This window comes from Enterococcus sp. AZ109 (assembly GCF_051714625.1).
GTDB lineage: Bacteria > Bacillota > Bacilli > Lactobacillales > Enterococcaceae > Enterococcus_A.
On sequence record NZ_JBIOSF010000002.1, the window covers coordinates 1021252 to 1044989 of the forward strand.

General features: G+C 38.8%; 28 protein-coding genes and 1 pseudogene. 24 read left to right on the plus strand and 5 right to left on the minus strand.

Features of this window, described 5'->3' with window-relative positions; genetic code table 11:
• Positions 1-2: 2 nt before the first annotated feature.
• Both IGI42_RS21520 and IGI42_RS21525 read left to right on the plus strand, forming a co-directional pair.
• A complete protein-coding gene (locus IGI42_RS21520; protein WP_438718105.1) occupies positions 3-1334 on the plus strand; it encodes a maltose-6'-phosphate glucosidase in 1332 nt (443 codons plus the stop codon).
• 14 nt (positions 1335-1348) lie between these two features.
• Entirely contained in the window at positions 1349-1807 is a 459-nt protein-coding gene (locus tag IGI42_RS21525) for a PTS sugar transporter subunit IIA (RefSeq protein ID WP_438718106.1), read from the plus strand.
• 101 nt (positions 1808-1908) lie between these two features.
• On the opposite strand, the gene IGI42_RS21530 is transcribed toward IGI42_RS21525, so the two are convergent.
• Positions 1909-2124 carry a hypothetical protein gene (locus IGI42_RS21530; RefSeq protein WP_438718107.1) on the minus strand — a complete coding sequence of 72 codons (216 nt, stop codon included), beginning with the start codon at positions 2122-2124 and terminating at the stop codon, positions 1909-1911.
• Between the two features lie 220 nt (positions 2125-2344).
• On the opposite strand from IGI42_RS21530, the gene IGI42_RS21535 reads away from it, so the two are divergent.
• The 7 genes from IGI42_RS21535 (at position 2345) to IGI42_RS21565 (ending at position 10030) form a co-directional block, all read left to right on the plus strand.
• Positions 2345-2755 carry a hypothetical protein gene (locus IGI42_RS21535; protein ID WP_438718108.1) on the plus strand — a complete coding sequence of 137 codons (411 nt, stop codon included), beginning with the start codon at positions 2345-2347 and terminating at the stop codon, positions 2753-2755.
• A gap of 41 nt (positions 2756-2796) precedes the next feature.
• Positions 2797-3471, plus strand: a complete 675-nt coding sequence (locus tag IGI42_RS21540) for a response regulator transcription factor (protein ID WP_438718109.1) — start codon at positions 2797-2799, stop codon at positions 3469-3471.
• Between the two features lie 3 nt (positions 3472-3474).
• The gene (locus IGI42_RS21545) at positions 3475-4464 is read left to right on the plus strand and encodes a sensor histidine kinase (RefSeq protein ID WP_438718110.1); all 990 of its coding nucleotides are present in this window, start codon (positions 3475-3477) and stop codon (positions 4462-4464) included.
• 93 nt (positions 4465-4557) lie between these two features.
• Entirely contained in the window at positions 4558-5319 is a 762-nt protein-coding gene (locus IGI42_RS21550) for an ABC transporter ATP-binding protein (protein WP_438718111.1), read from the plus strand.
• 1 nt (position 5320) lies between these two features.
• On the plus strand, positions 5321-7309 hold the full coding sequence (locus IGI42_RS21555; protein WP_438718112.1) for an FtsX-like permease family protein: 1989 nt from the start codon (positions 5321-5323) through the stop codon (positions 7307-7309).
• A gap of 764 nt (positions 7310-8073) precedes the next feature.
• Positions 8074-9555: a glutamate/gamma-aminobutyrate family transporter YjeM gene (yjeM, locus tag IGI42_RS21560; RefSeq protein ID WP_438718113.1), complete on the plus strand. Its 1482-nt coding sequence runs from the start codon at positions 8074-8076 to the stop codon at positions 9553-9555.
• A 91-nt stretch (positions 9556-9646) separates the two neighbouring features.
• A complete protein-coding gene (locus IGI42_RS21565) occupies positions 9647-10030 on the plus strand; it encodes a RidA family protein (protein ID WP_438718114.1) in 384 nt (127 codons plus the stop codon).
• A 77-nt stretch (positions 10031-10107) separates the two neighbouring features.
• Here IGI42_RS21565 and IGI42_RS21570 read toward each other — a convergent pair whose 3' ends face one another.
• Positions 10108-11019 (minus strand): DUF2268 domain-containing protein, encoded by a 912-nt coding sequence (locus IGI42_RS21570; protein WP_438718115.1) that lies wholly within the window; start codon positions 11017-11019, stop codon positions 10108-10110.
• 281 nt (positions 11020-11300) lie between these two features.
• On the opposite strand from IGI42_RS21570, the gene licT reads away from it, so the two are divergent.
• The 10 genes and pseudogenes from licT to IGI42_RS21620 all read left to right on the plus strand — a co-directional run bounded on the left by licT (position 11301) and on the right by IGI42_RS21620 (position 18083).
• Entirely contained in the window at positions 11301-12143 is an 843-nt protein-coding gene (licT, locus tag IGI42_RS21575; protein WP_438718117.1) for a BglG family transcription antiterminator LicT, read from the plus strand.
• An 11-nt stretch (positions 12144-12154) separates the two neighbouring features.
• A complete protein-coding gene (locus IGI42_RS21580; RefSeq protein WP_438718119.1) occupies positions 12155-13618 on the plus strand; it encodes a PTS transporter subunit EIIC in 1464 nt (487 codons plus the stop codon).
• 14 nt (positions 13619-13632) lie between these two features.
• Positions 13633-14070 (plus strand): annotated as a pseudogene (locus tag IGI42_RS21585) (PTS sugar transporter subunit IIA); the annotation flags it as partial.
• Complete coding sequence (locus IGI42_RS21590) at positions 14054-15073, plus strand: ADP-ribosylglycohydrolase family protein (RefSeq protein WP_438718120.1); 1020 nt, start codon at positions 14054-14056, stop codon at positions 15071-15073. The pseudogene IGI42_RS21585 and the gene IGI42_RS21590, both read left to right, overlap by 17 nt.
• Positions 15063-15530, plus strand: coding sequence for a PTS sugar transporter subunit IIA (locus IGI42_RS21595; protein WP_438718121.1), 468 nt, complete (start codon positions 15063-15065; stop codon positions 15528-15530). Before IGI42_RS21590 ends, IGI42_RS21595 begins: the two co-directional genes overlap by 11 nt.
• 10 nt (positions 15531-15540) lie before the next feature.
• A complete protein-coding gene (locus IGI42_RS21600; RefSeq protein WP_438718122.1) occupies positions 15541-16146 on the plus strand; it encodes a YczE/YyaS/YitT family protein in 606 nt (201 codons plus the stop codon).
• Positions 16147-16277: 131 nt separating this feature from the next.
• Positions 16278-16718, plus strand: a complete 441-nt coding sequence (locus IGI42_RS21605; RefSeq protein WP_438718123.1) for a hypothetical protein — start codon at positions 16278-16280, stop codon at positions 16716-16718.
• A gap of 162 nt (positions 16719-16880) precedes the next feature.
• A complete protein-coding gene (locus tag IGI42_RS21610) occupies positions 16881-17348 on the plus strand; it encodes a PTS sugar transporter subunit IIA (RefSeq protein WP_438718124.1) in 468 nt (155 codons plus the stop codon).
• A gap of 119 nt (positions 17349-17467) precedes the next feature.
• Positions 17468-17797, plus strand: coding sequence for a toxin-antitoxin system (locus tag IGI42_RS21615; protein WP_438718125.1), 330 nt, complete (start codon positions 17468-17470; stop codon positions 17795-17797).
• Positions 17748-18083, plus strand: a complete 336-nt coding sequence (locus tag IGI42_RS21620) for a type II toxin-antitoxin system RelE/ParE family toxin (RefSeq protein WP_438718126.1) — start codon at positions 17748-17750, stop codon at positions 18081-18083. The genes IGI42_RS21615 and IGI42_RS21620 overlap by 50 nt, the downstream gene beginning before the upstream one ends.
• A gap of 67 nt (positions 18084-18150) precedes the next feature.
• On the opposite strand, the gene IGI42_RS21625 is transcribed toward IGI42_RS21620, so the two are convergent.
• Genes IGI42_RS21625 through IGI42_RS21635 form a run of 3 tightly spaced genes read right to left on the minus strand, consistent with a single transcriptional unit; the run spans position 18151 to position 20009 of the window.
• Positions 18151-18582 (minus strand): DUF6608 family protein, encoded by a 432-nt coding sequence (locus IGI42_RS21625; RefSeq protein WP_438718127.1) that lies wholly within the window; start codon positions 18580-18582, stop codon positions 18151-18153.
• Positions 18575-19033: a LytTR family DNA-binding domain-containing protein gene (locus IGI42_RS21630; protein WP_438718128.1), complete on the minus strand. Its 459-nt coding sequence runs from the start codon at positions 19031-19033 to the stop codon at positions 18575-18577. Before IGI42_RS21630 ends, IGI42_RS21625 begins: the two co-directional genes overlap by 8 nt.
• 16 nt (positions 19034-19049) lie before the next feature.
• The gene (locus IGI42_RS21635) at positions 19050-20009 is read right to left on the minus strand and encodes an alpha/beta hydrolase (RefSeq protein WP_438718129.1); all 960 of its coding nucleotides are present in this window, start codon (positions 20007-20009) and stop codon (positions 19050-19052) included.
• Between the two features lie 281 nt (positions 20010-20290).
• On the opposite strand from IGI42_RS21635, the gene IGI42_RS21640 reads away from it, so the two are divergent.
• The 5 genes from IGI42_RS21640 to IGI42_RS21660 all read left to right on the plus strand — a co-directional run bounded on the left by IGI42_RS21640 (position 20291) and on the right by IGI42_RS21660 (position 23682).
• A complete protein-coding gene (locus IGI42_RS21640; protein ID WP_438718130.1) occupies positions 20291-20584 on the plus strand; it encodes a hypothetical protein in 294 nt (97 codons plus the stop codon).
• A gap of 236 nt (positions 20585-20820) precedes the next feature.
• Positions 20821-21021, plus strand: a complete 201-nt coding sequence (locus IGI42_RS21645) for a cold-shock protein (protein WP_207675810.1) — start codon at positions 20821-20823, stop codon at positions 21019-21021.
• Between the two features lie 110 nt (positions 21022-21131).
• Entirely contained in the window at positions 21132-21350 is a 219-nt protein-coding gene (locus IGI42_RS21650) for a hypothetical protein (protein ID WP_438718131.1), read from the plus strand.
• Positions 21351-21537: 187 nt separating this feature from the next.
• Positions 21538-22278: an SDR family NAD(P)-dependent oxidoreductase gene (locus IGI42_RS21655; RefSeq protein ID WP_438718132.1), complete on the plus strand. Its 741-nt coding sequence runs from the start codon at positions 21538-21540 to the stop codon at positions 22276-22278.
• Positions 22279-22563: 285 nt separating this feature from the next.
• Positions 22564-23682, plus strand: a complete 1119-nt coding sequence (locus IGI42_RS21660; RefSeq protein ID WP_438718133.1) for a helix-turn-helix domain-containing protein — start codon at positions 22564-22566, stop codon at positions 23680-23682.
• Positions 23683-23738: the final 56 nt, after the last annotated feature.

Here is a 23738-nt window from a genome sequence, read left to right on the forward strand (position 1 = left end):
CGATGATGACAAAAAAACAAATTATTACTATTGCTGGTGGAGGAAGCACGTATACTCCCGGAATTATTCAAGCCGTATTAAACAATGCAGAGCGCTTACCCATTTCAGAAATTCGTTTGTATGACATTGACGAAAAAAGAAATGCGGATATGTATTTGATAATTCAATATATGCTGAAAAAAGAGGGGTTCAAGGAAGTAACTATTTCTTCTACAGAAGATCCACAAAAGGCTTTTACCGGATGTGACTTCATCTTTTCACAAATTCGAGTAGGTGGCATGAAAATGCGAGAAAAGGATGAAAAAATTCCGTTAAGTCATGGATTAGTGGGACAAGAAACCTGTGGCTTGGGCGGTTTCGCCTATGGCATGCGCTCCATGAAAGGATTATTAGAAATTGTGGGCTATGTTCAAGAATATGCACCACAAGCTTGGATCTTAAATTACACAAATCCGGAATCTATCGTTTCTGAAGCAGTTCGGCGACAGTACCCTAAAGCCAAAATGATTAACGCCTGTGACATGACAATTTCAATCGAAGAAACCATAGCGATTAACTACGGGTACAATCGCAAAAATTGGATTCCCACCTATTATGGACTGAATCATTTTGGCTGGTACACATCAATTTACGATAAAGAACTAAAACGTGATGTAATGCCAGAAATTATTGAGCAACTAATTTCGCAAGAGATGCAAGTGGCTGACTTTAATGCCGGAGATAAAAGCTGGCAAGAAGCCTTTAGCATGATGTCAGTCATCACTAAAAATTTCCCAGAGAATATTCCCAACAACTATTTGGAGTATTATTTGTATCCCGACATGGTGGTAGAACATACGGATAAAAATTATACCCGGGCAAATATGGTAATGGAAGGCAGAGAAAAAAATACCCGAGAGATGGCTGAAAAAATTCGCTCTGGTGCAACTGAGGATGTATTGAATTTTAACTTTGGCGAGCATGGTCAATACATTGTTGATATGGCGACTTCTTTACTAAATGATGAACGTCGTCGGTTTATGTTAATTGTTCCCAATCAAGGGGCAATTCCTAACTTGAGATCCGATGCAGTGGTAGAGGTCCCTGCTTATGTTGGTGCAACCGGTGTTGAACCAATTGCTTTAAGAGAACCGATTTGTGATTTCCATAAAGGTTTGATGGAGGCACAGGTTGCCGCTGAAAAATTATTAGTTGATGCTTATTTTGAGGGATCGTATCAAAAAGCTTTGCAGGCATTTACCCTAAATCAAACTGTTCCTAACGCTCGCGTGGCAAAAAAGGTATTGGATGAGATGATCGAAGCCAACCAAGAATATTGGCCGGAACTAAAGTAAAAGGTGGAAGAAGCATGTTCTTTTCTAAATACAAAAATAGTCTATGTTCAGTGGCAAATGGCAAGATCATCCCATTGGAGGCAGTAAAAGATGACGTGTTCTCCTCAAAAATGGTGGGGGAAGGCTTTGCGGTAGCTCATCATGATGGATACGTCTATGCACCAATCGAAGGAACCGTCGTAAGCATATTTCCTACCCTGCATGCGATTACCTTGAAAACAAAATCTGGAGATACTCTATTGATTCACATGGGACTAGATACCGTTGAGCTCAAAGGGGAACCTTTTTCTTTAAAAGTGTCAGAAGGAGAAACAGTAGCAGCGCATACTTTAATAGCTATAATGGACTTAGCTCAATTGGAAGCAGCAAAAAAAGATGCGACAATCGTAGTTGTTTTACCAGATAGTCCAAAAGTAAAATTAGTAAAAGTAAATCAAAAGGTGGACGTGCAGGATATCGTATTCAAATTTTAAACAAGAAAAAAGAGGTTGACGCCGCGTCAACCTCACAGACTGTAGACAAATCGGAATCAAGGGCAACTTGATTCCGATTTTTTGTGTAATATTTTTTACGTTTATCCTTCTGGATGCTCAAAATACTTAATGGCGTGTTTGAAGACACTAATTACTCGTTTGTCGCTTAATTCGATGTCCATCCGTTTAGGGTGAACAGCAATCAAGTTACCTTCAACCACTTCCCCATCTAAGAAAGTCACAATGACTGGTTTGGGTAATCCTAGTTTTTCTGGATCATGGGCATGTTCCATATTTCCAATTGGTTTTTCTGGCATAATGTATCATCCTTTCAATTTTTAATATACCTCTATATATAGTGATAATACGAAAGTGGAAAAGATACAACTAATGTGCTTGTGACTTGAAGGTTCAGCTGAAAAACCGATGGGGATACCTCTTTGATTTATCGTTTCATAAAAAGCTGCTCACGCTGCTAGACTTCTAGTATAATAGAAGGAAAAGAAAAAGTTTGGCGATTATTTGGGGAGAATAAAAGTGAAGGTAGTTATTTCAGGGAGTACCGTATTTCAAGTGGACTATCAGGAGCTGATTCAGAAATTCGAAAAAGCGGGAATTCAAGTGATCGATTATCCTCGACTGAGCGATAACTTGGAGGAGGAGTATCCAAGGATAGTGATCGATTTTTTCCGACACATTGAGGAGGCTGATATTTTTCTACTATTTAATAAGCAGAAAAAGGGAATCGCAGGCTACATCGGGCCCTCGGGATTTTCCGAGCTGACTTATGGGCTAATGCAGAACTTGATTCATGATAAAAAGATTCGCCTTCTTTTATGGGAGAAACCAGCACCAGAAAATAGCTGTTACCAAGAGAAACAACGATGGATAGAGTATCATTGGATTGAGTTCTATACAGCGTCCATTCTTCACAAGAGTAATGACTAGAAAATTCGACTATTATAATAGAAGAAAAAGGGAGTAAGCAGATGACTAAATTGTTTTTAGTAGAGGATGACCCGACAATTGTGAAGGTGGTACAGGATCATTTGAAGCAATGGGGGTATGAATGTTTGGCGCCAGAGAATTTTCAGTTAGTGGATCAGGAGGTACGAAAGCAGGCACCGGATTTGGTGATTATGGATATTTCTTTGCCTTATTTTAACGGTTTTCACTGGTGTCAGGAGATTCGCAAGTTTTCGGAAGTACCGATTATTTTCTTATCGTCGGCTGAGGACAAAATGAATCAAATTATGGCGATGTCAATGGGGGCGGATGATTTTATGGCGAAGCCCTTTGATTTATCCTTATTAGTGGCAAAAATTCAGGCATTGTTACGCCGAAGCTATCAATATGGTAATCAGGAAACGGTTTATCCTTTGAAAAATTTCCAATTTTATCCGACAGAAAATTTTTTGAAAAATGAGTTGACTAGTGTGCCGATTTCTCCGAATGAATCGCGAATTCTGCAACTGTTATGTCAAAATCGGGGGCAAATTGTCGCACGGGAACAAATTATTGAGCTGTTGTGGCAAAATGACGAGTTTATTGATAATAATACGTTGGCAGTGAATATTACCCGTTTGCGAAAAAAATTGGCGGCAGCCGGCTTGACGGATATTATTCAAACGGTGAAAAATAAGGGATACTTAATTGAGGAGTAGACTATGCTAAAATTTCTAGGTTCATTCATTTATGAGCGTCGGGTTTTTTATCTGTTGTATCTGCTGATTATCGGATTGAGTGGATTTACCTTCTACTTGCATACTTTTTCCTGGGAGCCGTTTTTAGATCAAGCACTATTTACCGGATTTTTGGTGGTACTGTATAGCATCATTGCTTTTTATCGCTATATTCAAAAGCAAAAAAGTTTGAAACTGCTAGTGGATAACGTGGTGCAGGCGGAGACTCAGGCAATTTTTCCCAAAGCGGAAACACAGGAGGAACGCTATTATCAGGAAATGGTTCACCAATTGTTAGCTGAAACTAATCGGGAACGGATCAAAGCGCAGCAGGGTAAGCAAGAAGTTTTCGATGATTTCGGCTTGTGGATGCACCAAATCAAAACGCCAGTGGCGGCGCTGGATTTGTTGATTCAATCAGGTAACGGGAATCCGCAGGAAATGAAAGCAGAGCTGTTTAAGGTGAATGAATATTTGCAGTTGATGCTGAACTATTTACGACAAAATTTAGATAATCAGGATTTGATGATTCAGGAATTGCAAGTGGATGCAGTCGTAAAAGAAGTATTGCGTAAATATGCTTTTTTCTTCTCGCAAAAAAATCTGCAGCTGGAATTAAAGCAGTTGGAGGGAACCGTTTTGTCAGACAAAAAATGGTTAATCTTTATTTTGGAACAGCTCCTGTTTAACGCAATTAAATACACGTCTGATGGAAAAATTTCGATTGCTTTTTACGGACAGCAGTTAACGATTCAAGATACTGGTATCGGTATCCGAGCAGAGGACTTGCCGCGAGTATTTGAAAAAGGTTATACCGGATACAATGGGCGAGAACAGCAGCGGGCTAGCGGCTTAGGTTTGTATCTTAGCCGTAAAGTCGCTGATAAGATTGGCTGTGGGTTGGCGATTGAGTCCGAAATCGGCGTTGGCACGACGGTCTCCATCTTCTTTCCTAAAAAGCGACCTATGGAGTAAGCCCAAACTTTCAGAACTGTAAGTTTGGGTTTCTTTTTGTAAGTAGTTTATGGTCGGCTTCGGGCATATGATATAGGAGAGGGGGAGATAGACATGAGTGAACTATTATACGTAAAAGATGTACGAAAGGTTTATCAAAGTCAGATGAACGGCTTAGCAGTCGAAGCGCTGCGTTCAATTAATTTTAGTGTAGATGCTGGTGAGTATGTCGCAATTATGGGCGAGTCAGGTTCAGGGAAAAGTACGTTACTGAATTTAGTTGCAACTTTAGACAAGCCAACTGCTGGTAGCATGATGTTAAACGATATGGATTTAACCAAAATTCCGGAAAAACATGCGGCGGCCTTTCGGCGAGATCATTTGGGTTTTGTTTTCCAAGATTTTAATTTGTTGGATACATTTTCAGCGAAAGACAATATCCTGTTACCGCTAGTATTATCGCAGGTAAAAGTAAAGGATTTAGAAAATCGATTAGCACCTGTTGCCAAATCATTAGGGATTTATCCATTGCTGGAAAAATATCCTTACGAATTGTCTGGTGGACAAAAACAACGAGTAGCTGTAGCACGGGCGATCATTACTGAACCAGAGTTATTGTTAGCTGATGAACCTACCGGAGCACTAGATTCAAAAACCTCTGATCAATTGTTGGATATTTTTCAGAAGATTAATCAAAACGGCCAAACGATTTTGATGGTCACCCACAGTTCGATTGCCGCTAGTCATGCCGATCGGGTGCTCTTCATTAAAGACGGACAAGTATTCCACCAGCTGTACCGGGGACAAAAAGCCAACTTCCAATTTCTTGAGACCATCAACGAAACCATGACGGCCTTGTTGTCAAAGGAGGGGTAGTATGTTTTACATAAAATTAGCCCTCAACAATTTACGAAAAAATCATCGGGCATACTTACCGTTCTTGATTTCCATGATTTTCTTAGTGGTGGTAACCACCATGACACAAGTGATTGTCAACAATCCGGGCATGCGCACATTGCCGGATAGTCAAACCGCAATGATGATGTTCAATCTCGGAAATATCATTTTGCTGATTTTTGCGGTGATTTTCTCAATTTACACTAATAGTTTCTTACTGAAACAACGAAAAAAAGAAATCGGTTTGTATAATGTCTTAGGTTTAGGTAAACGTGAGCTTTACATTCTAATGTTTTGGGAAAACTTGTTTAGCTTTGTTTTAGTTTTAATTGTTGGTATTATTAGTGGGATTATTTTCGGACGCTTAGGCTTTCTGATTTTGAAAAAGATGCTGGGTATCGGTGAAGCATTTGAATTTACCTTAGCTTTGGATGGCACGGTGATGGTAGGCTTGTTCTACGCCATGGTTTTTCTGCTGCTTTTCATCATCAATTGCCTGCAAATCAGCCGGACGAATCCAATTCAATTGCTCTATGGTAGTAAATCCGGAGAAAAAGAACCGAAAAGCCGATGGATCCTGTCGATAATTGGGGGCATTTGCTTAGCAGCCGGCTATATCATTGCCGTAAAAATTGAATCGCCAATTGAGGCGTTAACGTATTTCTTTGTAGCGATCATCTTGGTGATTATCGGCACCTACAGCTTATTCATTTCCGGCAGTATCACTTTGCTGAAGCAACTGAAAAAACGGAAAAGCTACTATTATCAGCCGAATCATTTTATTTCTGTTTCCAATATGATTTACCGCATGAAGCAAAATGCGGCGGGTCTGGCAAGTATTTGTATTTTATCTACCATGGTAATTGTCACACTGACCACCACTGGAAGCTTATACTTTGGTCAGCAAAATATGGTAGATTCGCGTTATACTCACGATATTAGTGTAAGTTCAAATCTACCCGTTACGGAGATGGAAGAAAGTGCGTTGGCGACGGCTGAAGAGCAGGGTGTGACCTTGGAAAATATGCAAATCCTAGAAATGTCGCAGCAATTTTCTTTTGTGCGTCAGGAGGATCAGCAGTTTAAGTTGGTACATGAGCCGACAATGGATGATTTATCGAGTATTGTCTTGTTATCATTTACGACCTTGGATGAGTATAATCGGTTAACAAACAAACAGGAACAGTTGACTGATGATGAAATAATTGTATTTGAACAAAGCGGTGATATGCCGGATAAAACAGTAACGATGGAGAATCAAAAGTTTCGAATCAAAGAGAAGCTAACAGAGTTTATCGGACTGCGGAAACAAACGGATATGGCTGGCGCATATATAGTCATTTTAAAAGATCAAGCCGTTCTCAATCGATTGCTGGACCAATGGCTGACAACACCTGAACAAGAAGCTGAACTGCGGGCACCAACTTACAGTATGGATTTTGATATCGCTACCTCACCAGAGGAACGAATCGCTTTTGCTGATGTATTAGAGCAGCGTTTTGCTCAACAGTTTGAAGCGGGAACCTACCAAATGAAATCGAAAGACAAGTATGCTCGTGATAATCGAACCTTTACTAGCGGTTTCCTATTTTTAGGAGCGATTTTTGGAGTAACCTTTACCTTGGCTACTGCGTTGATTATCTACTATAAACAAGTTTCAGAAGGAATGGATGATCAAGAGCGTTTTGAAATCCTACAAAAAGTTGGGATGAGCCATCGCGACGTGAAAAAAGTCATTCACAAGCAAGTGCTAATGGTCTTCTTGTTTCCGCTAATTGTTGCGGTTATCCATCTAGCTTTTGCCTTTCGGATTATTTGCAAGCTGCTCATCATGTTTGGCTTGATGAATTGGCATATTACGCTAGTGGTAGCCCTAGTAGTTGTTTTGATCTTTGCGATCTTGTACTTCCTAGTCTATCAACTAACCGCTCGCAGCTATTATCAAATCGTTGAGCGGGACCATCAATAAAACAAAAAGAGGTAAGAAGTATGAGAATTTCTCAGTCTTCTTACCTCTTTTTCATTATTAAGTATCTGATAATCTTCAAAGAAGTGGTAAATAGTGCCAAATTTTATTTGCTTTACAGTGGTAAATGTATGTTTCACACTAAAAATCGCTCATTACTATGTTGAGTAAATTTCAAAAATTTTCAGAAAAATTAGTCACGGATAGTATTCTAGTGGCTTTTTACTGTGTAAAGATTAAAAAAGATAAGGTAAAAACCTAAAATTATTCACCTTTATTCCTCATTGAACCTCCTAAATTAAAGCCTTTAAAAAGTCTTTTTGCTTCTTGTGATATAAATCTCATTTTGCTATGCAATCAATCAGGTTTTTTAAAAGTATCTTGTTAAATTTTTTCTCATAATCAATTCATTCATTATTTTAATAAAAAACAAGTGATATCGGTTCTCTATAACGCATTACCTTCTTAATGATAACAGGAATATTAGAAAAATCTTTCCGTATTAATTCTTAATTCGTAATGATTATCGTTATATTATCATCTTTTGTTCAGCAGGGTATTAAATGATAAATGATGAGAAAACAGTGTTATAGCGCTGTTTATCCTCTGAGCACTGTTCTTGCTAGCTGTCTTTTTTAAAGGTAAAGTCATAAGTGGGATCTCTTATTTTATTGTACCTTGTTTGTTCAAACAATAACGAACTTTTATTTTATTTTTTACACAATATAATTTGCAGCCCAACAAAAAATCGAAATGGAGTGATTGAAATGTCCAAAGCGGAAAAAGGCATGACCCTTGGTGCGCTGGTCATGATGATCTTTACCTCAGTATTTGGCTTTGCTAACGGGCCAGTAGCCTTTTATTTGATGGGCTATGGATCAATCGTCTTCTACGTCGTTGCAGCGATTTTATTCTTTATCCCGTTTGCATTGATGATGGCGGAGTTTGGTTCGACTATCAAGGGCGAAAACAGTGGTATGTACAAATGGTTGGAAGTAAGTGTAGGACCACGTTTTGCATTTATTGGTACATTTATGTGGTTTGCTTCTTATGTTGTCTGGATGGTATCTACCTCGTCTAAGGTGTGGATTCCATTTACTACAGCATTTGCCGGCAGTGACCAAACCCAAAAATTAGGGTTGTTTGGCTTAAATTCCACGCAAATGGTTGGTTTACTTGCTTGTCTGTGGATGGTTATCGTAACCTTGGTTTCTATCAAAGGGGTCAAAGGAATCGTCAAAATCACCAGTCTGGGTGGGATCGCAGTAACAAGCTTAAACGTGGTATTAATTATTATTTCTGGTATTATCTTGGTGATCAATGGAGGCCAATTGGCACAACCATTTGACCACATTTTACACTCACCAAATCCTAGCTACCAAAGCCCAATCGGCTTACTAGGCTTTGCAGTATTTGCGATCTTCGCTTACGGCGGGATTGAAGCTGTTGGTGGGATGGTTGATAAAACCCGTAACCCAGAGAAAACTTTCCCGAAAGGTGTTGTTTTCTCAGCGATTGTTATTTCAATTGGTTATGCCTTGGGAATCTTCCTATGGGGCGTAAGTACCAACTGGGATGCCGTTCTTTCTGGCGATTCAACTAACTTAGGTAACATCAGTTATGTAATGATGAACAACCTAGGAGTCGAGTTCGGAAATGCACTCGGCATGAGTCAATCAGCAGCCATTAGTATGGGGAACTGGTTCGCTCGTTACACAGGCTTAGGTATGTTCCTAGCTTACAGTGGTGCTTTCTTTACCTTGACTTATTCGCCATTGAAAACCTTAATTATGGGAACACCGAAAAAATTATGGCCGAAGAAATTCACTGAACTGAATGAAAACGGCATGCCTTCTTATGCAATGTGGGCACAATGTGGAATTGTTGTTGCGATCATTTTAATCGCATCTTTTGCGACACCAGATCCATCAGCCTTCTATAACATTTTAACTTTGATGGCAAACGTATCAATGACTTTACCATATTTGTTCTTGATCTACGCGTTTCCTAAATTTAAGCAAAAAAATATGCCTCAAACCTTTGAAGTATATAAGACAAAAAGTATGACGATGGTTGTCAGTGTCGTTGTCTTCTTACTAGTATTAGGTGCGAATATCTTTACGATTTTCCAACCAATCATTGAGGGCGCCGGCGTACGTGACACCTTATGGATGATTGCTGGCCCAATCGGCTTCACGATTGTCGGTATGTTCTTGTATTCAAACTATAAGCGTCGCGAAAAAGAATAAATTACGGATCCAGCGGTGTAAGCTGCCGGGTTCTTAATATATACTAGGTGTAGGAGCAATCCTGCACCTACTTTTTTTGGAGGCGATCAATATGAAACGGAAGAATATCAGCGGCAATTCACCTTGGGAAGTAACAGTTGGTTATTCACGTGCCGTTCGAGTGGGTAATTTGTTAGAAATTGCCGGTACAACTTCGGTGAAAGACGGAAAGCCTTATGGTATCGGCGATCCTTACAAGCAAACGATGCATATTTTGAGAACGGTTGAAGAAATTTTAGCAGCGGAGGGGATGTCATTGGAGAATGTCATCCGTACGCGAATGTTTGTCACAGATATCAAGTATTGGGAAGCGATCGGCAAAGCCCATGGCGAATTTTTCGCCGAAATCAAACCAGCCGCGACGATGGTAGAGGTATCTTCGTTGATTGATCCAGATTTGCTGGTGGAGATTGAAGTGACGGCGGTTGTTGAATAATAAATGAAATAGAGCTACTTCAGTCACACCGATTATGCGGTTTTCAGTGGCTGTGACGTTTTATGTCACAGCCACTTTCACATTTCCCAAAAATCCTCAATGGCGGCTAAGATTTCCTCTGCCGGCAAGATGGTTGCTTCAACAATTGTCTTGCCGGTTTTCTTCAAGTAGTATTCAATCATATAGTAACCGCAGGCATAGCCAGCACAAAAAGGCAGGCCCACTGGAAAATAATTGCTCATCTGGGCAATTTCATCCCCATAAAGGTAGGCAGTCAAATTTTCCATCCCAGAAACGCCAAGAGCATCCTTGATCAGCGGCTTAATATAAGTATTCAAAGTAGCTAGATCCACCTTACTTACCCACGGACCAAGCTTGTCTTTGCCATAAAGCGAAGTCGCATAATTTTCTGCCAACCCTTCACTTACCATCATCTCAGCCAAAGTTATATCATTATGCCACTCAATAAATTGGAAGCGAACATTGTGGTTACATTCGTGAGCTAAAGCCGCCGGCATGCGATCGAGGGTGAAGGTATTCGGCGAAATTGCTCCAAAAATATAACCAGGAATCCCGCCATCACCAGAATAACCATCACTTAAAATGGTATACGGACTCTTAGGATCAGCCAACAGAATGGTGTATAGATAGTCTTTCACAGGTAAATCAATGCCGAATTCTTCAAAACGACCTAGACTATCCTCTACCGCTAGCTGGCATGTTTGCCAAAACGTGTCATCTGAAAGAAGTAGGACACTATCTTGTTGGCTTTCGTCAATTTGGTTTGGGGCTAAATAGCCTAACATACTGCTGGCCATTACTACATCATAGCCATTTTCTTCTTTTGCCTTAAGTGGAACATGATAGCAGGCCCACTTTTTTTCAAAAGGCTTCATCAGCTGGTAACGAAATAAATCATTGCGTTTTTCTTGTGGTACAGCGATCATTTTTTGATACACTTGATCCGAACGAATTGCTTGAATGTTCATATCTTCAGCTCCTTTTCACTATCTTTACTATAGGGGGTGACGGTGCGTGAAGGTCAAGAATATTTTAACGAATTTTTTGTTGAATGAAAAAACCCGTTGACACAGAAATGAAAGCGTGTTAATCTCTAATTGTTCAATTGAATAAGCATCGTAAGGGGAAACCTAGATGCCTCTTTACAAGTAATTGTATTGAGTTTAGGGTAGTAATCATATGAATTTATGAGCTAGACCTATCTTCCAACGGGGGAGATAGGTCTTTTTGTCTTCCGGGGGGCGAAAAAATGATTATCAAGAAGATTTTAAATAACAATTTTTTGATTGTTGAGGAAAACAGTGTTGAAAAAATTATTATGGGGCGCGGGATTGCTTTTAATAAGAAAGTCGGGCAAAAAGTTGATCAAAATCGAATTCAAAAAGAGTTTGTGACGACAAATTCTGAATTTGGCAACAAGCTAGCGTTTTTGATCAATAACGTGCCAATGGAAATATTTCAAGTTGTAGAAGAAATTGTCGACCTTTACAAAAAAGAGTTTAATAAAGAAATAAGTGATGCCATTTATCTTTCTTTATCTGACCATCTTAACTTTTCGTTAACAAGGTCAGAAGAAGAATATACTTACAAAAATATGTTGATTTGGGATATCCATAATTTTTATCCTAAAGAATATCAAATAGGAATCTACGGTAGAGATCGAATTAATCAATTATTTAACTTGAATTTACCTAAGGAAGAAGCTGGCTTCATTACCCTGCATCTGCTAAATGCAGACCTGAGTTCAGACGATCCAAGTGAGATTCAAAAAATAATTCAGATTGTCCAAGAAGTAACGGATATCATTCGTTATTATTTTGGTATTGAATTTGAAACCGACTCGCTTTACTATCAACGACTAATTACACATGTACGTTTTTTTGCACAACGAGTAATTAAAGGAGTAGTAGGTTCTGAAGGAATAGGCAACGAAGAGCTTCTATCGATGATCAAGGAAAAATATATTGAGACTTACCGTTGTGTATTAAAGATTGAAAAACATATTTGTAAGAAATATGATTTCAAGTTATCAGCTGAGGAAAAAATGTACCTAACCTTGCACATTCAAAAAATCATCTTCGAACGAGAATAGGAGCGGCAAAAATGAAAAAATATCAAGAACTAATCCAGTTCATCATAGAAAATATTGGGGGTAAAAGTAATATTTCTGGGGTGACTCACTGTATGACACGTTTACGTTTTACTTTAAATGATGCTGAGCAAGTCGACGAGCAGTCATTGTTGAATCATTCGGAAATTATCACTGCTCAGTATTCTGGCGGGCAGTATCAAGTAGTTATTGGAACACATGTTGCTGATGTCTATGAAGAAATAATGGAAGAACTTGGCAGTACTAAAACAACGCTAGAGGAGTCAGAAGAAACAGGAAAAAAGGGATTAATCAATCGCTTTATTGAAATCATAACTAAAGTGATCACGCCAACATTAGGCATCTTAATTGCCGCAAGTTTGGTGTTAGGAATCCAATCAATTTTAACGATTGCTAACTTAACAGCACCAGATCGTGGTGAGTCTTTGATTCTTAATGCTTTAGGGAATGCGTTATTCACCTTTTTCCCAATCATCCTCGGATACACGAGTGCTAAGGCATTTAAATCAGACGGTTTTATCGGAATGATGATCGGAGCAACGCTGGTTTTCCCATCACTGCTAACCGATCTAACCTCAGGAGAACCATTGTATACATTGTTCAATCACACAATTTTTGCGACGCCGGTCTTTAAAACGTTCTTTGGCTTACCGATTATTTTTCCTGAGAATGGCTATACCTCAACTGTCATTCCAATTATTTTAGCAATGTTCTTCATTTCCAAAGTTGAGAAACGATTAACACAAGTCATTCCCAAGGTTTTGCGTTTTACTTTAGTACCATTAATTACTTTACTGATTGGTATTCCAGCAACTATTTTATTATTTGGACCATTAGCAAATTTTGCCAGCTCGATTATTTCTGCAGCCATCAGTTTTTTATATGGCGCTTCACCTATAATAACCGGATTCGTGGTGGGACTATTCTATCAGCCATTAGTGTTGTTAGGGTTGCACTGGCCAGTAATTGCTTTGGGAATAAACAATTTAGCTACTCAAGGATTTGATCAATTGATGCCAATGATCTATACAGTTCCTTTTGCTCAAATGGCCGTCGTGTTTGCGGTGTATTTGCGAACGAAAAATAAGAAAGAAAAATCAATCTGTATTTCGGCAATTATTTCAACCGTATTTTGTATCATTGAGCCGGCAATGTACGGTGTAACGCTGCCAGTTAAGAAACGCTTCTTTATTAGCTGTTTAGCTAGTGCAATCGGAGGAGTAATCATAGCAGCTTTTAATGTACCAAACTATGCCAGTACGATTGGACTATTTGGAATCGGCGGTTTTATTAATCCGGCTAATGCCGATTATTCTGGTTTTATCATTGCTGTTATTGCGACGGTAGCAACCTTAGCTGTTGGATTTGTACTTGGCTATTTTACTTACAATGACAACAAAAAAGCAAAAGAGATTGAGAAAACTGACACGGTAATTGCTGAAAAAAAGTTGGCGTAGGCTCACCACTTTTCGGAAAAGCTTTTCCATTGGAGACAATCCCACTCCATCCTTTGGCACAAGGAATTTTAGGAGATGGGTTGGTAGTACTACCGTATGAAGGCAAATTGATCGCTCCCTTCCACGGGAAAATAGTCAATATTTTACCCAACCAGCACGTGGTGACGTTAAAAAGTGATGAAGGGATCGAACTACTCATTCATTTGGGAATCAATAGTAAAAAAGCCGCAAATGATTTCTTCAAAGTAAAAAAAGCAGCGGGTGAATCAATCAAGCCCGGTGATTGCATCATCGAGTTTGATTTACCCAAGTTAAAAGAAGCAGGAATTGATTCGCGAAGTATGATTATTTTGTTAGAAGAAGAACAAGGTCAATTTATTTGGAAAGATGAAATTCATTATCTAGAACCATTTATAGAAATTGAGGAGAAGAAAGATGGATCAATTAACTAAGCGACTGCAAGGAATTTTAATCGGTGGAGCGCTTGGCGATGCAATGGGCATGCCGACTGAACTTTGGACACAAAAAATGATTTTTGAGAAATTTCCAGACGGAATCAAAAAATTTGAACCAGCAATGAACAAAGGTGCTGTCCTACGAGATATGGCTGCTGGACAGGTGACAGACGACACGATCAATACCAAATTTATCATTGACATGCTCGTCAAACATCAAGGAGTTATTGAAGTAGAAACATATATTGAGCAGTTACGAGTTTGGTGTAAAGACTCTGAATTAGCTGATTTAGTGTCTGGTCCGAGTACTAGGAAGGCATTAGCGCTGATTGAAGAAGGCGTACCGCTAGATCAAACGGGTCGTTTCGGGACAACCAATGGCGCGGCGATGAAAATCGCACCAATCGGCATGGTTGCAAACTATCAAAATCTTCCAGACTTAGTCGAAAAGGTTCACCAAATCTGTCTACCTACACACAATACTTCAGTGGCGATTGCTGGTGCAAGTAGTGTAGCGGCAGCGATTAGTTATGTCGCAGCTGGCGGGGGCGATTTTGATGAGATGATGGAAGTCGTGAAGAACGCAGTCGTATTGGGAATGACTAAAGGATACGAAGTGGCGACAGCTTCGTTAATCAGAAGAATTGAAGCCGTTCTAGATCTGATCAAAACTAGCGAACAAACAGTAACACTTTCTGAGCTCTACGAATTGTGGGGAACGGGTGTCGAAACAATTGAAACCATCCCTTGTGTATTTGCTATTGTTAAATTAGCAAAAGGCGATCCTATAAAAGCTGCTCAATTAGCAGCAAGTTTGGGAGGCGATACCGACACAATTGGTGCCATTGCTACGGGTATTTGCGGTGGAATGAATCCAAACTTTCCTCATTCAATTGTAGAGAAATTAGAGACCGTTAATAATCTAAAATTTAGCGAAATGGCTGAAGCGATGGCTCTTCTTTCTCCCTACCATAAAGAGGTGAAAAAATATGTTAACTAAATTATTCAAAAAGAAATCAACTGAAGTTTATCAACCTATTATCGGTCAATTAATTCCATTAGAGGAAGTATCAGATCCGGTATTTTCTCAAAAAATGATGGGGGACGGCTTTGCAGTAAAACCGGAAGTGGACGAATTGTATAGCCCAATAAAAGGAATTGTAAAGAGCATTTTTCCAACAAAGCATGCATTAATAATAAAAAGTGATGCTGGAATCGAAGTGCTGATTCACATTGGGATTGATACCGTAGAGTTAGCTGGTGAAGGATTTGTACTCTTTGTTAAAGAAGGTCAAGCAGTAGACAAGGATACCCAAATAGCAAAAATTGACTTTACATTTATCCATAACAAAGGGAAGTCAACTGATGTATTAGTCTTATTTCCTGATTTAAAGGATAAAACAGTCACCTTTGATTTATCAGGGGAAATTGAACCGCTTGCTACAATTAGAAATTAGAGGTTGGCCAATGATTCTTAGATACGTTGTTACAAGCCTAGGAACGTTAGTAATGGGGGTATCCATAAGTATACTAATCTTGTTAAATAAAGGTGTGGATACAATTAGTGTACTCTATTTAGGATTACAAAAACAATTCGGGTTGGAATTATGGGCTAGCTGCCTAATCTTCAATTTACTGGTTATTCTAATTGTTTTATGGTGTGATCACTCTCAATTAGGAATCGGGACGGTGATAAATTTCATAGGATTGTCAGTTAGTCTAAAGGTTTTCCCCGTATTATTGGCACCTCTTTGTTTAAAGCAGATGGGTGGACAGCTACATTTGCCACTATTGATAGGTTCTGTTTGTCTGTTTGGAATTGGCTGTGGATTATATACTGCCGGACAGTTAGGCAGTGCAGCACTTGAAGCGCTAAGTCTAGTCGTAAAAAAGAAAACAAGCTTTTCTCTACGGAACATAAGAATCGTTCTGGATGGGCTGTTGGTAATTATTGGTGCAATATTAGGGGCAACGATCGGGATAGGAACTATACTCTGTGTGGTTTTGGTGGGACCAATTACCCAAAGTATCTTGTCACTATCAAAATATCGCGTTTCAGAAGAGAGCACTTAATAAAGAAAAACAGATGGAAGAATGGGACGATTCTTTCATCTGCTTTAGGTTAAAAAACATTGCAAAATTTAAAATAAACAGTTGGTGTTTGGCTATTTTCTTGCTATGATAAACAACAAGGAAGTGAGCGTTTGACTATAGAGAATTTACTGACAGTGGAATCATTGATATCCAATATTATTGTTTTTATCGTGGCTGTTCTTTTGACGAATTGGTGGAATAAACGTAAGAAAACTAAAAGATCTAATAATAATACGATTCGAACAGCATCGTTTGAGAACCCTATCGATATTTTGAGAACTTATCGAGATGATACAAAACGTTTTGGATTTGCTTATTTGGAGAAACATACGCCTGCAATTATTGAGAAATTACAGCAAAATCGTCAAAGACCTTCTGCTGGCATTGATGAAGAAACGATTGACGAAGTGATTGCTACATTAAGAGAGTTTCAGAAACAGTTCAAGCGAGTGGGCAATGATCCAAACGAGCAAGAAAAATGCAAAATCATGGTATTGAATTACGTGAATACCTTGTTGATTCGCTGGAAACAGCTATCAGAAAATGGGTAGATGCAAGAAACAGTGCAAGGGTGCTGTTTCTTTTTTTACTAACGACATGATTAAAGGATTCACGTGCTTTAACGAAATCGTTTTCTTCATTTTAAAAAATGCGGTATGATAATGGTGTAAAGCTGAAATTATTTTTAAAAAGCGTATATAGGAGGAGATTCTTTGTTTAGTAAATTGTTCAAAAAGAAAAGTCCAGTTACTGTATATCAGCCAGTTTCTGGAACAGTCGTCTCGTTACAGGAGGTCGCTGATGAGGTGTTTTCTAGTGAAATGATGGGGATTGGTTTTGCGGTTCAGCCGGATGCCAATGACATTGTTTCGCCAATCGATGGAACAATTGATAGCGTTTTTCCAACGAAGCATGCGTTAACGATTAAAGGAGACAAAGATGTGGAGGTTCTATTACACATCGGAACCGATACGGTCGAATTAAATGGCGAAGGGTTTGAAATACTTGTGCAGGCTGGGGACAAAGTAACCGCTCAGCAAAAAATCGCAACTGTCGACTTTGCTTCTATTAAAGAAGCAGGAAAAGGCACTGACGTGATGGTGGTTTTCCCAAGTTTGGATAAGGGAGAGAAAAGCAAATTCGATTTATCAAATCAAGGGGATGTAATAGCTGAATTATAATAGAAGGAAGGCGGTCAGAGATGGCTGTCTTTTTTTGTTATTGTCCGATGTAATTACTTGTAATTACGTATGCGCAGCAGTATAATTACATCAGAACTAATTCCAACGAGGTGAATAAGGTGCAAACTAAGACACGTAAACAAGGAAACTCGATTACGCTAACCGTTCCGAAAGAATTTAAAATTGGTGAGGGTGTGACGATGAAGCCCAAACTGTATCCTACCGGAATTTTTTATGAGTTTGTAACGGCTGATGATGAGTATTTGGATTTTGATACTGAAATTTTGAAGGATCTAATCAGCGAAGGAGCCGCAGATGACTATTTAGTCAGTGAATTCGCAAGACGAAAGAAAGAAATTCCACAAGCGCTCCAAAAAATTAAAGAAGAAACGGTCAAAAATGAACCAATTATGTCTCGCGAAGAATTGGAGAAAGAAATTGGTTTATAGCATACAACCTTCTAGGCAAGTAAAAAGTTATTTGAAAAAGTGCAATGATCGAAAACTTAAACAGTTATTTGTAGATCTGATCTATGAAGAGATAGCTACTAATCCTCGAGGAGGTACACCCAAAAAAGGAGATTTATCAGGAGTATGGACAATGGGATTTGTTTACAAAAAGGTCCACTATCGAGCTGCTTATGAAATTATTAATGAGGTAATTGTACCAATCTACTTGCTAGGATCTCACGAAAACTTTTATCGTGAATTAAAACGCATGTTAGATAGACAGTAAATGGTTGAAAAAACGAGCAACTGTGGTTGAAATGATTCCTTCAACAGCAGTTGCTGGTTTATTCTCATTATCGAATCTTATTTTGACTCGCCTGAATTTCCTGCAATAATTTGTTTTGTTTGCGAACATCCAGATGCAAACCCACATAATAGGCGATAGCACCAATGATATAAATGATGGTAAATGATCGAAAGGCATCAAAATAGCCAGACTCGTGAATTTCTTCAAAAAAGCTGCTGAGCCAAATGGTCAAGAATACCAGCAGCATGGCTGCTGCGTACTGAAGAAGAATCATCATCAATGGCGATAATCGTTCCAGCATTGGATGAGTATAGAGGATACTAACTGCGATAACGGTAAAAAGAAACTTAAACAACAGTCTGGAAAAATCTTCACCGCTGTCTGAAAGTACCGCATCAAACAAGCTGGTGCCTAAAGAAATAACCGTATAGCTGACGCAAATAATCATCAGCATCTCTTTCAAACGGGCTTTAGTCATGCAAAATACCTCGTACTTTCGTTAAATAGTTTTGGAAGGATTTACGATAATAACGGCTGATCACCAATTCCTCTTGATTATTCAAAACCACCTTTAATCGCATATTTGGTTCGGATTTAACTCGTTTAATCGATTGGATATTGACGATATTGGCTTTGCTGATTCGGCAAAAGCCGTGATTAGACAGAGCAGATTCAAGAAAAGACAAGCTTCCTTGGATTTGATAAACATGTTCCTTCAAATAGGCAAAGGTCTTTTTATCGACCGTATCAATATAATAAATTTCATCCAGAGTCAGTAGTATTTGCTCACCGTCTTCCAGTCCGTAAAGCTGTGGTTTTGAGCCCTCCAACAATTGACAGACCTTTTCGATTTGTTCAGTCATCTCGCGATAATAGATTTCTGCTCGATCTTCGTCAAGTGTTTCCTCTTGAAATAATTTAATCTGCATAATTCAGCTCCAATGATTAATTTGATAAAAACTGCATAACCGCCGCTTCGTAGTCTTCTTTATGGTCCAGTATGCCTTTGATGTGCTCGCTATCAATAGTAACTAGCTTTTTATCTGCAGCTGCCACGTTGTCATACAAAGCAGTCACATTTTCTGGTAAGCAAAGTTTATCTTGGCTACTATTGATGACTAGTGTTTTGACTTCATTATATTTTTGATGTTGAGTGATTTCAACATCTTTAAAGGTAAAGCCATAGTTTATCTTCATATATAAATTCCAACAAGCAATAATATAAGGAAGGGGAATACCTTCTGTATCCTCCATTTCTTGCCAAACACCAATGAACATGTCTTCCATACTATGAACGGGCGAATCCATAATGATTGCATCGGCATGCTTTATTGCATGGTCAGTAGCGGCATACATTCCAGCCGTTGCACCGCCCATGGATTGACCATGAACCACTACTTGTTTGTTGTTTGTAACTTTTTTAGCATAATCCACGATTGCTCGGACATCTAGCTGTTCCAAATAACCGAAAGTAACTAAAGGACTTTCGTTATCACCATGTCCCCGCATGTCAAAAGTTAGGACGTTCCAGCCATTTTTCAAATACATTTCTGCCAAAGGAGCAACAAACACATGGTCACCTCCTGCCCCATGAATTAGGATTGCGGTATCTTTGTCTTGGTTTCCGTTAGTACTCAAAAAGGTCACGGGAAAGTGGTTGCCGTCTTCAGCTTCTAGCCGAAGGTCTTTACCAGCGTATTTCGTATTGAAGCCCTCCAAGTCATACCCCCATTCTGCCAGTAGGACAATACTGTTGTTTTGGGTATCATTGCCTTCGTTCTGATAAAACAACCCGTCAACCACCATTTTTCCAAAATAGTAGCTGGCTCCGATGCCAGTGATTGCGATGATTCCCAACAAAATACATCCCCCGATAAACAATTTCTTTTGAATTAATTTTTTCATTGTAAGTTCCTCCTTTACCGTTTTGCGTTGCATCTAGAGTCATCATAGACAATCTGTTTAGGGGTTTCTACTGCTTTTTCCTTTGTTGCACTTTAAGGGGACTGAGTTGCACAGGGGTGTTGAATAGGGGAGCAATAAATTTCTGAAGAGGCTCAGTTTTGATTTTTTGATGCTTTACATCTATGGTTTGACTATGTATTATTTTAGTGAAGGCTAGTATTGCAATAATTACTTTTGACACAGGTATTAATGGGCTTTGCGAGAGGAGATGGGAGAATGTGATGAATAGTCAAATGAAAAGAGTGATTCAGGTGATTTGTGTTTTTTCGTTTGCGGGACCAATCCTGTTAATGTCTTGGGGAATGCTATCTCGTGTTTATGGGAATTTGATTTTGAGTGGAATCTCGCTAATCATTGCGGGATTAATCTTTTTCAAGAAATACTATTTTCTCTCTACCGCTGTTCCGATAGACAACAAGGAATCGTCACCTATGCAAATCAAACTTGGGAAATTCACTGGTTATATACTTGTTGTTTGTTCCTTAATATTCTTCGCTCTGGCGTTTTTAAGCTAAAAACGACAAATTTGTCCTTAAACATTAAGGAACACGTAAGAAAGTCGTTATATTCCAGATTAAGGCATATTTAGGTATACATATCTGCCGAATGGGTGTATAGTAATAAGTGTAGTAGATTTGTTCAGTTAAAACAAAGAGTCATTTCATTCGTATGGGTGTTTTCATTCTTCTTTTTTAGCAACAAGATATTGCAAAAAATTATATGTGCAAAACGCACTAGGAGGAAACACAATATGAATACAGGTACAGTGAAATGGTTTAATGCAGATAAAGGTTTTGGCTTTATTACTCAAGATAACGGACAAGATGTGTTCGCACACTTCTCAGCTATCCAAGGCGACGGCTTCAAAACTTTAGACGAAGGTCAAGCAGTGACTTTCGACGTTGAAGAAGGCCAACGCGGCTTGCAAGCAACGAACATCTTCAAAAACTAATTTAAACATATTCGAAACGATCCAAATTGCTTGGATCGTTTCTTTTTTTCAAAATATGCCACATGTTCAATTACACCGATGCTTTATACAAAGAAAAGGGGTTATTCTCAATGGGATTCAATGGATGGAGACAAACCGTAGCTTCAGAAAAAAGCAAAGATTTTAGCGAAGGACAAGAAGTATTCTTCCTTCACAAAAAAGTGATGCGCAGCGGCAAAATAGACGTTCTGCTGGTCAATTCAGCGATCATCAATCTGAAAGATCTGCCCGATCAAAAAGAACAAAACGAAAAAACAGTGATTAGTTATGGTAAATTAACCACTAACTAAGGCCATCAAAAAACCTTAGCAATTTTCCAGCCCCGCGCTGAATAATTGCTAAGGTTTTTTATTTCAAATCGATGATAATTAAGGTCTTGAAAGGTAGGGATTTCAGTTGATTAAAAAAAACTGAATATTCTAACTTTTTTATGATAAAATAATGAGTGTACACATAGAATTTTAAGGAGGCAACAAAATGAGCAAAACAGCAATTATAACAGGTGGATCACGGGGAATCGGTAATGCGATGTCACGCAAGTTAGGCGAGATGGGCTATAATGTTGTCATTAATTATGTTAGCGACAGTTCTAAAGTAATCTCAGAAGATTTAGCAAAAGATATTGAGGAACAAAATGGTGTGGGTACTTTAGTTGTTCGCGCAGATGTTAGTAAATATGAAGATTGTGAGGCTTTGGTCAACGCAGCGACTGAAAAATTTGGTGAAGAGATCCATGTTCTAATTAACAATGCTGGGATCACTAATAACAGTAATTTTATTGATATTACAAAAGAGCAATACACAAAGGTTATCGACACTAACTTAATGAGTTTATTGCATATGTGTCACCTGACCCTTCCGCATATGGTTGATCATGATTCGTGCATTATCAACACCTCATCTATTGGTGGTTTGATCGGTGTAGAAAATCAAGCCGACTACTGTGCAGCTAAGAGCGGCGTGTTAGGATTGACTCGGGCGCTAGCGTTGGAATATGCTGGACGTAAAGTGCGAGTGAATGCAATCGCACCAGGGATGATCATGAGCGATATGTTAAAAGGTGTAAATCAGGATGAATTGAACGCTTTAGCAGCAGGTATTCCTCAAGGTAGAATCGGGGATGTTTCGGATATTTCTGGTTGTATGGAATATATCATTAATGCGCCGTATTTGACGGGTCAAACAATTTCACCAAACGGCGGATTTGTAATGCCTTAAAGAAGTTGAACAACGACTGGTATGGAGTTGTAACACACGATACTTTGATTCCAAATCATTTTTAAAATAAAGATAATAACCTTAGCAATTATTCGGCGTTCGGCTGGGAGATTGCTAAGGTTTTTTTGATGGCCTTAAAGAACAATTTTGGAACCAATACACGGATATACCTAATCATTTTAAAAATGTATCGTATAAGTTTACTTTGGCCTTTTAAAGTTAACAGGTATTCCATTGATTGCCTTAACGATAACCTCTACAATGAAGAGGAAAGGGTGTGAGCGTATGCGGATTAATCTTGGTTTAGTAATTAGTGAAAAACGTAAAGCAAAAAAGATGACGCAACAGGAACTAGCTAATTTTATGAATGTTTCGAAGGCTTCCGTATCAAAGTGGGAGACGGGGCAGACTTATCCGGATATTACTTTGCTGCCATTGTTGGCGGCCTATTTCGATATTAGTATTGATGAGTTGTTAAATTATGAACCACAGTTAAGCAATAAAGAAATTCAACATATTTATGGTTCATTGAAGAATTCTTTTGAGACAAAAGCGCCAGAGGAAATGCTGGTAGCCATTCGCAGTTTTGTTCGCCGCTATTATTCATGTTATCCCTTTGTTTTACAGATGGGCATGTTGATTATCAACCATTTGGATCATTTACCTGGCAATGACTTGCAGGAAAAAAAACGAGTGTATTTAAAAGAAGCGTTAGAATTATTTGTGCATGTCCGAACTCATGCGAAAGAACCGAAGTTGATTCTTCAAGCAGGGCGGTTTGAAGCCTATGTTTTGTTGCAATTACAAGAAGCCGATCGGGTATTAGAGATTCTGGGCGAGCAGGTTCCAGCCAGTTTTCCGATTGAAAGCATGATTGCGGCTGCCTTTCAAATGAAGGGACAAAATGATCGTTCAGTGGTGACTTTGCAAAGTGCCCTGTATCAATACGTGGCAGTAGTGATGAGTTTGTTCACCAATTATTTGCATTATTTAATCAAGCAACCGGAAAAATTCGATGAAACCGTCAAACGGGGGACTGCGTTTGCTGAACTATTTGATTTGGGGCGATTGAATCCGATGAATTTGATGAACTTCCAATTGTCAGCCGTTTTTTGTTTGGCTCAGCAGCAACGAGAAGCAGAAGCACTAGATGTACTAGAGAAATTCGTAACAACACTAGAAACGAATGCTTTTCCCATCGATTTGCATGGCGATGACTATTTCGATCAATTGGATTTGTGGTTTGAGACGCTGGAAACGGGTAATCAACTGCCGCGAGATTTTAATATGGTGAAGGAAAGTTTAATTGAGATGGTATTGGAAAGCCCTGTTTTTCCAGTATTTAAGGATCAGGAGCGGGTACAGAGGATTTATCAACGTTTAGAACAATATGCGAAGACGTAAGAAATAGAAACTTTGGGTTTGAAGTAGTTACTCTGATGAACAAAAATGCGGTGAAA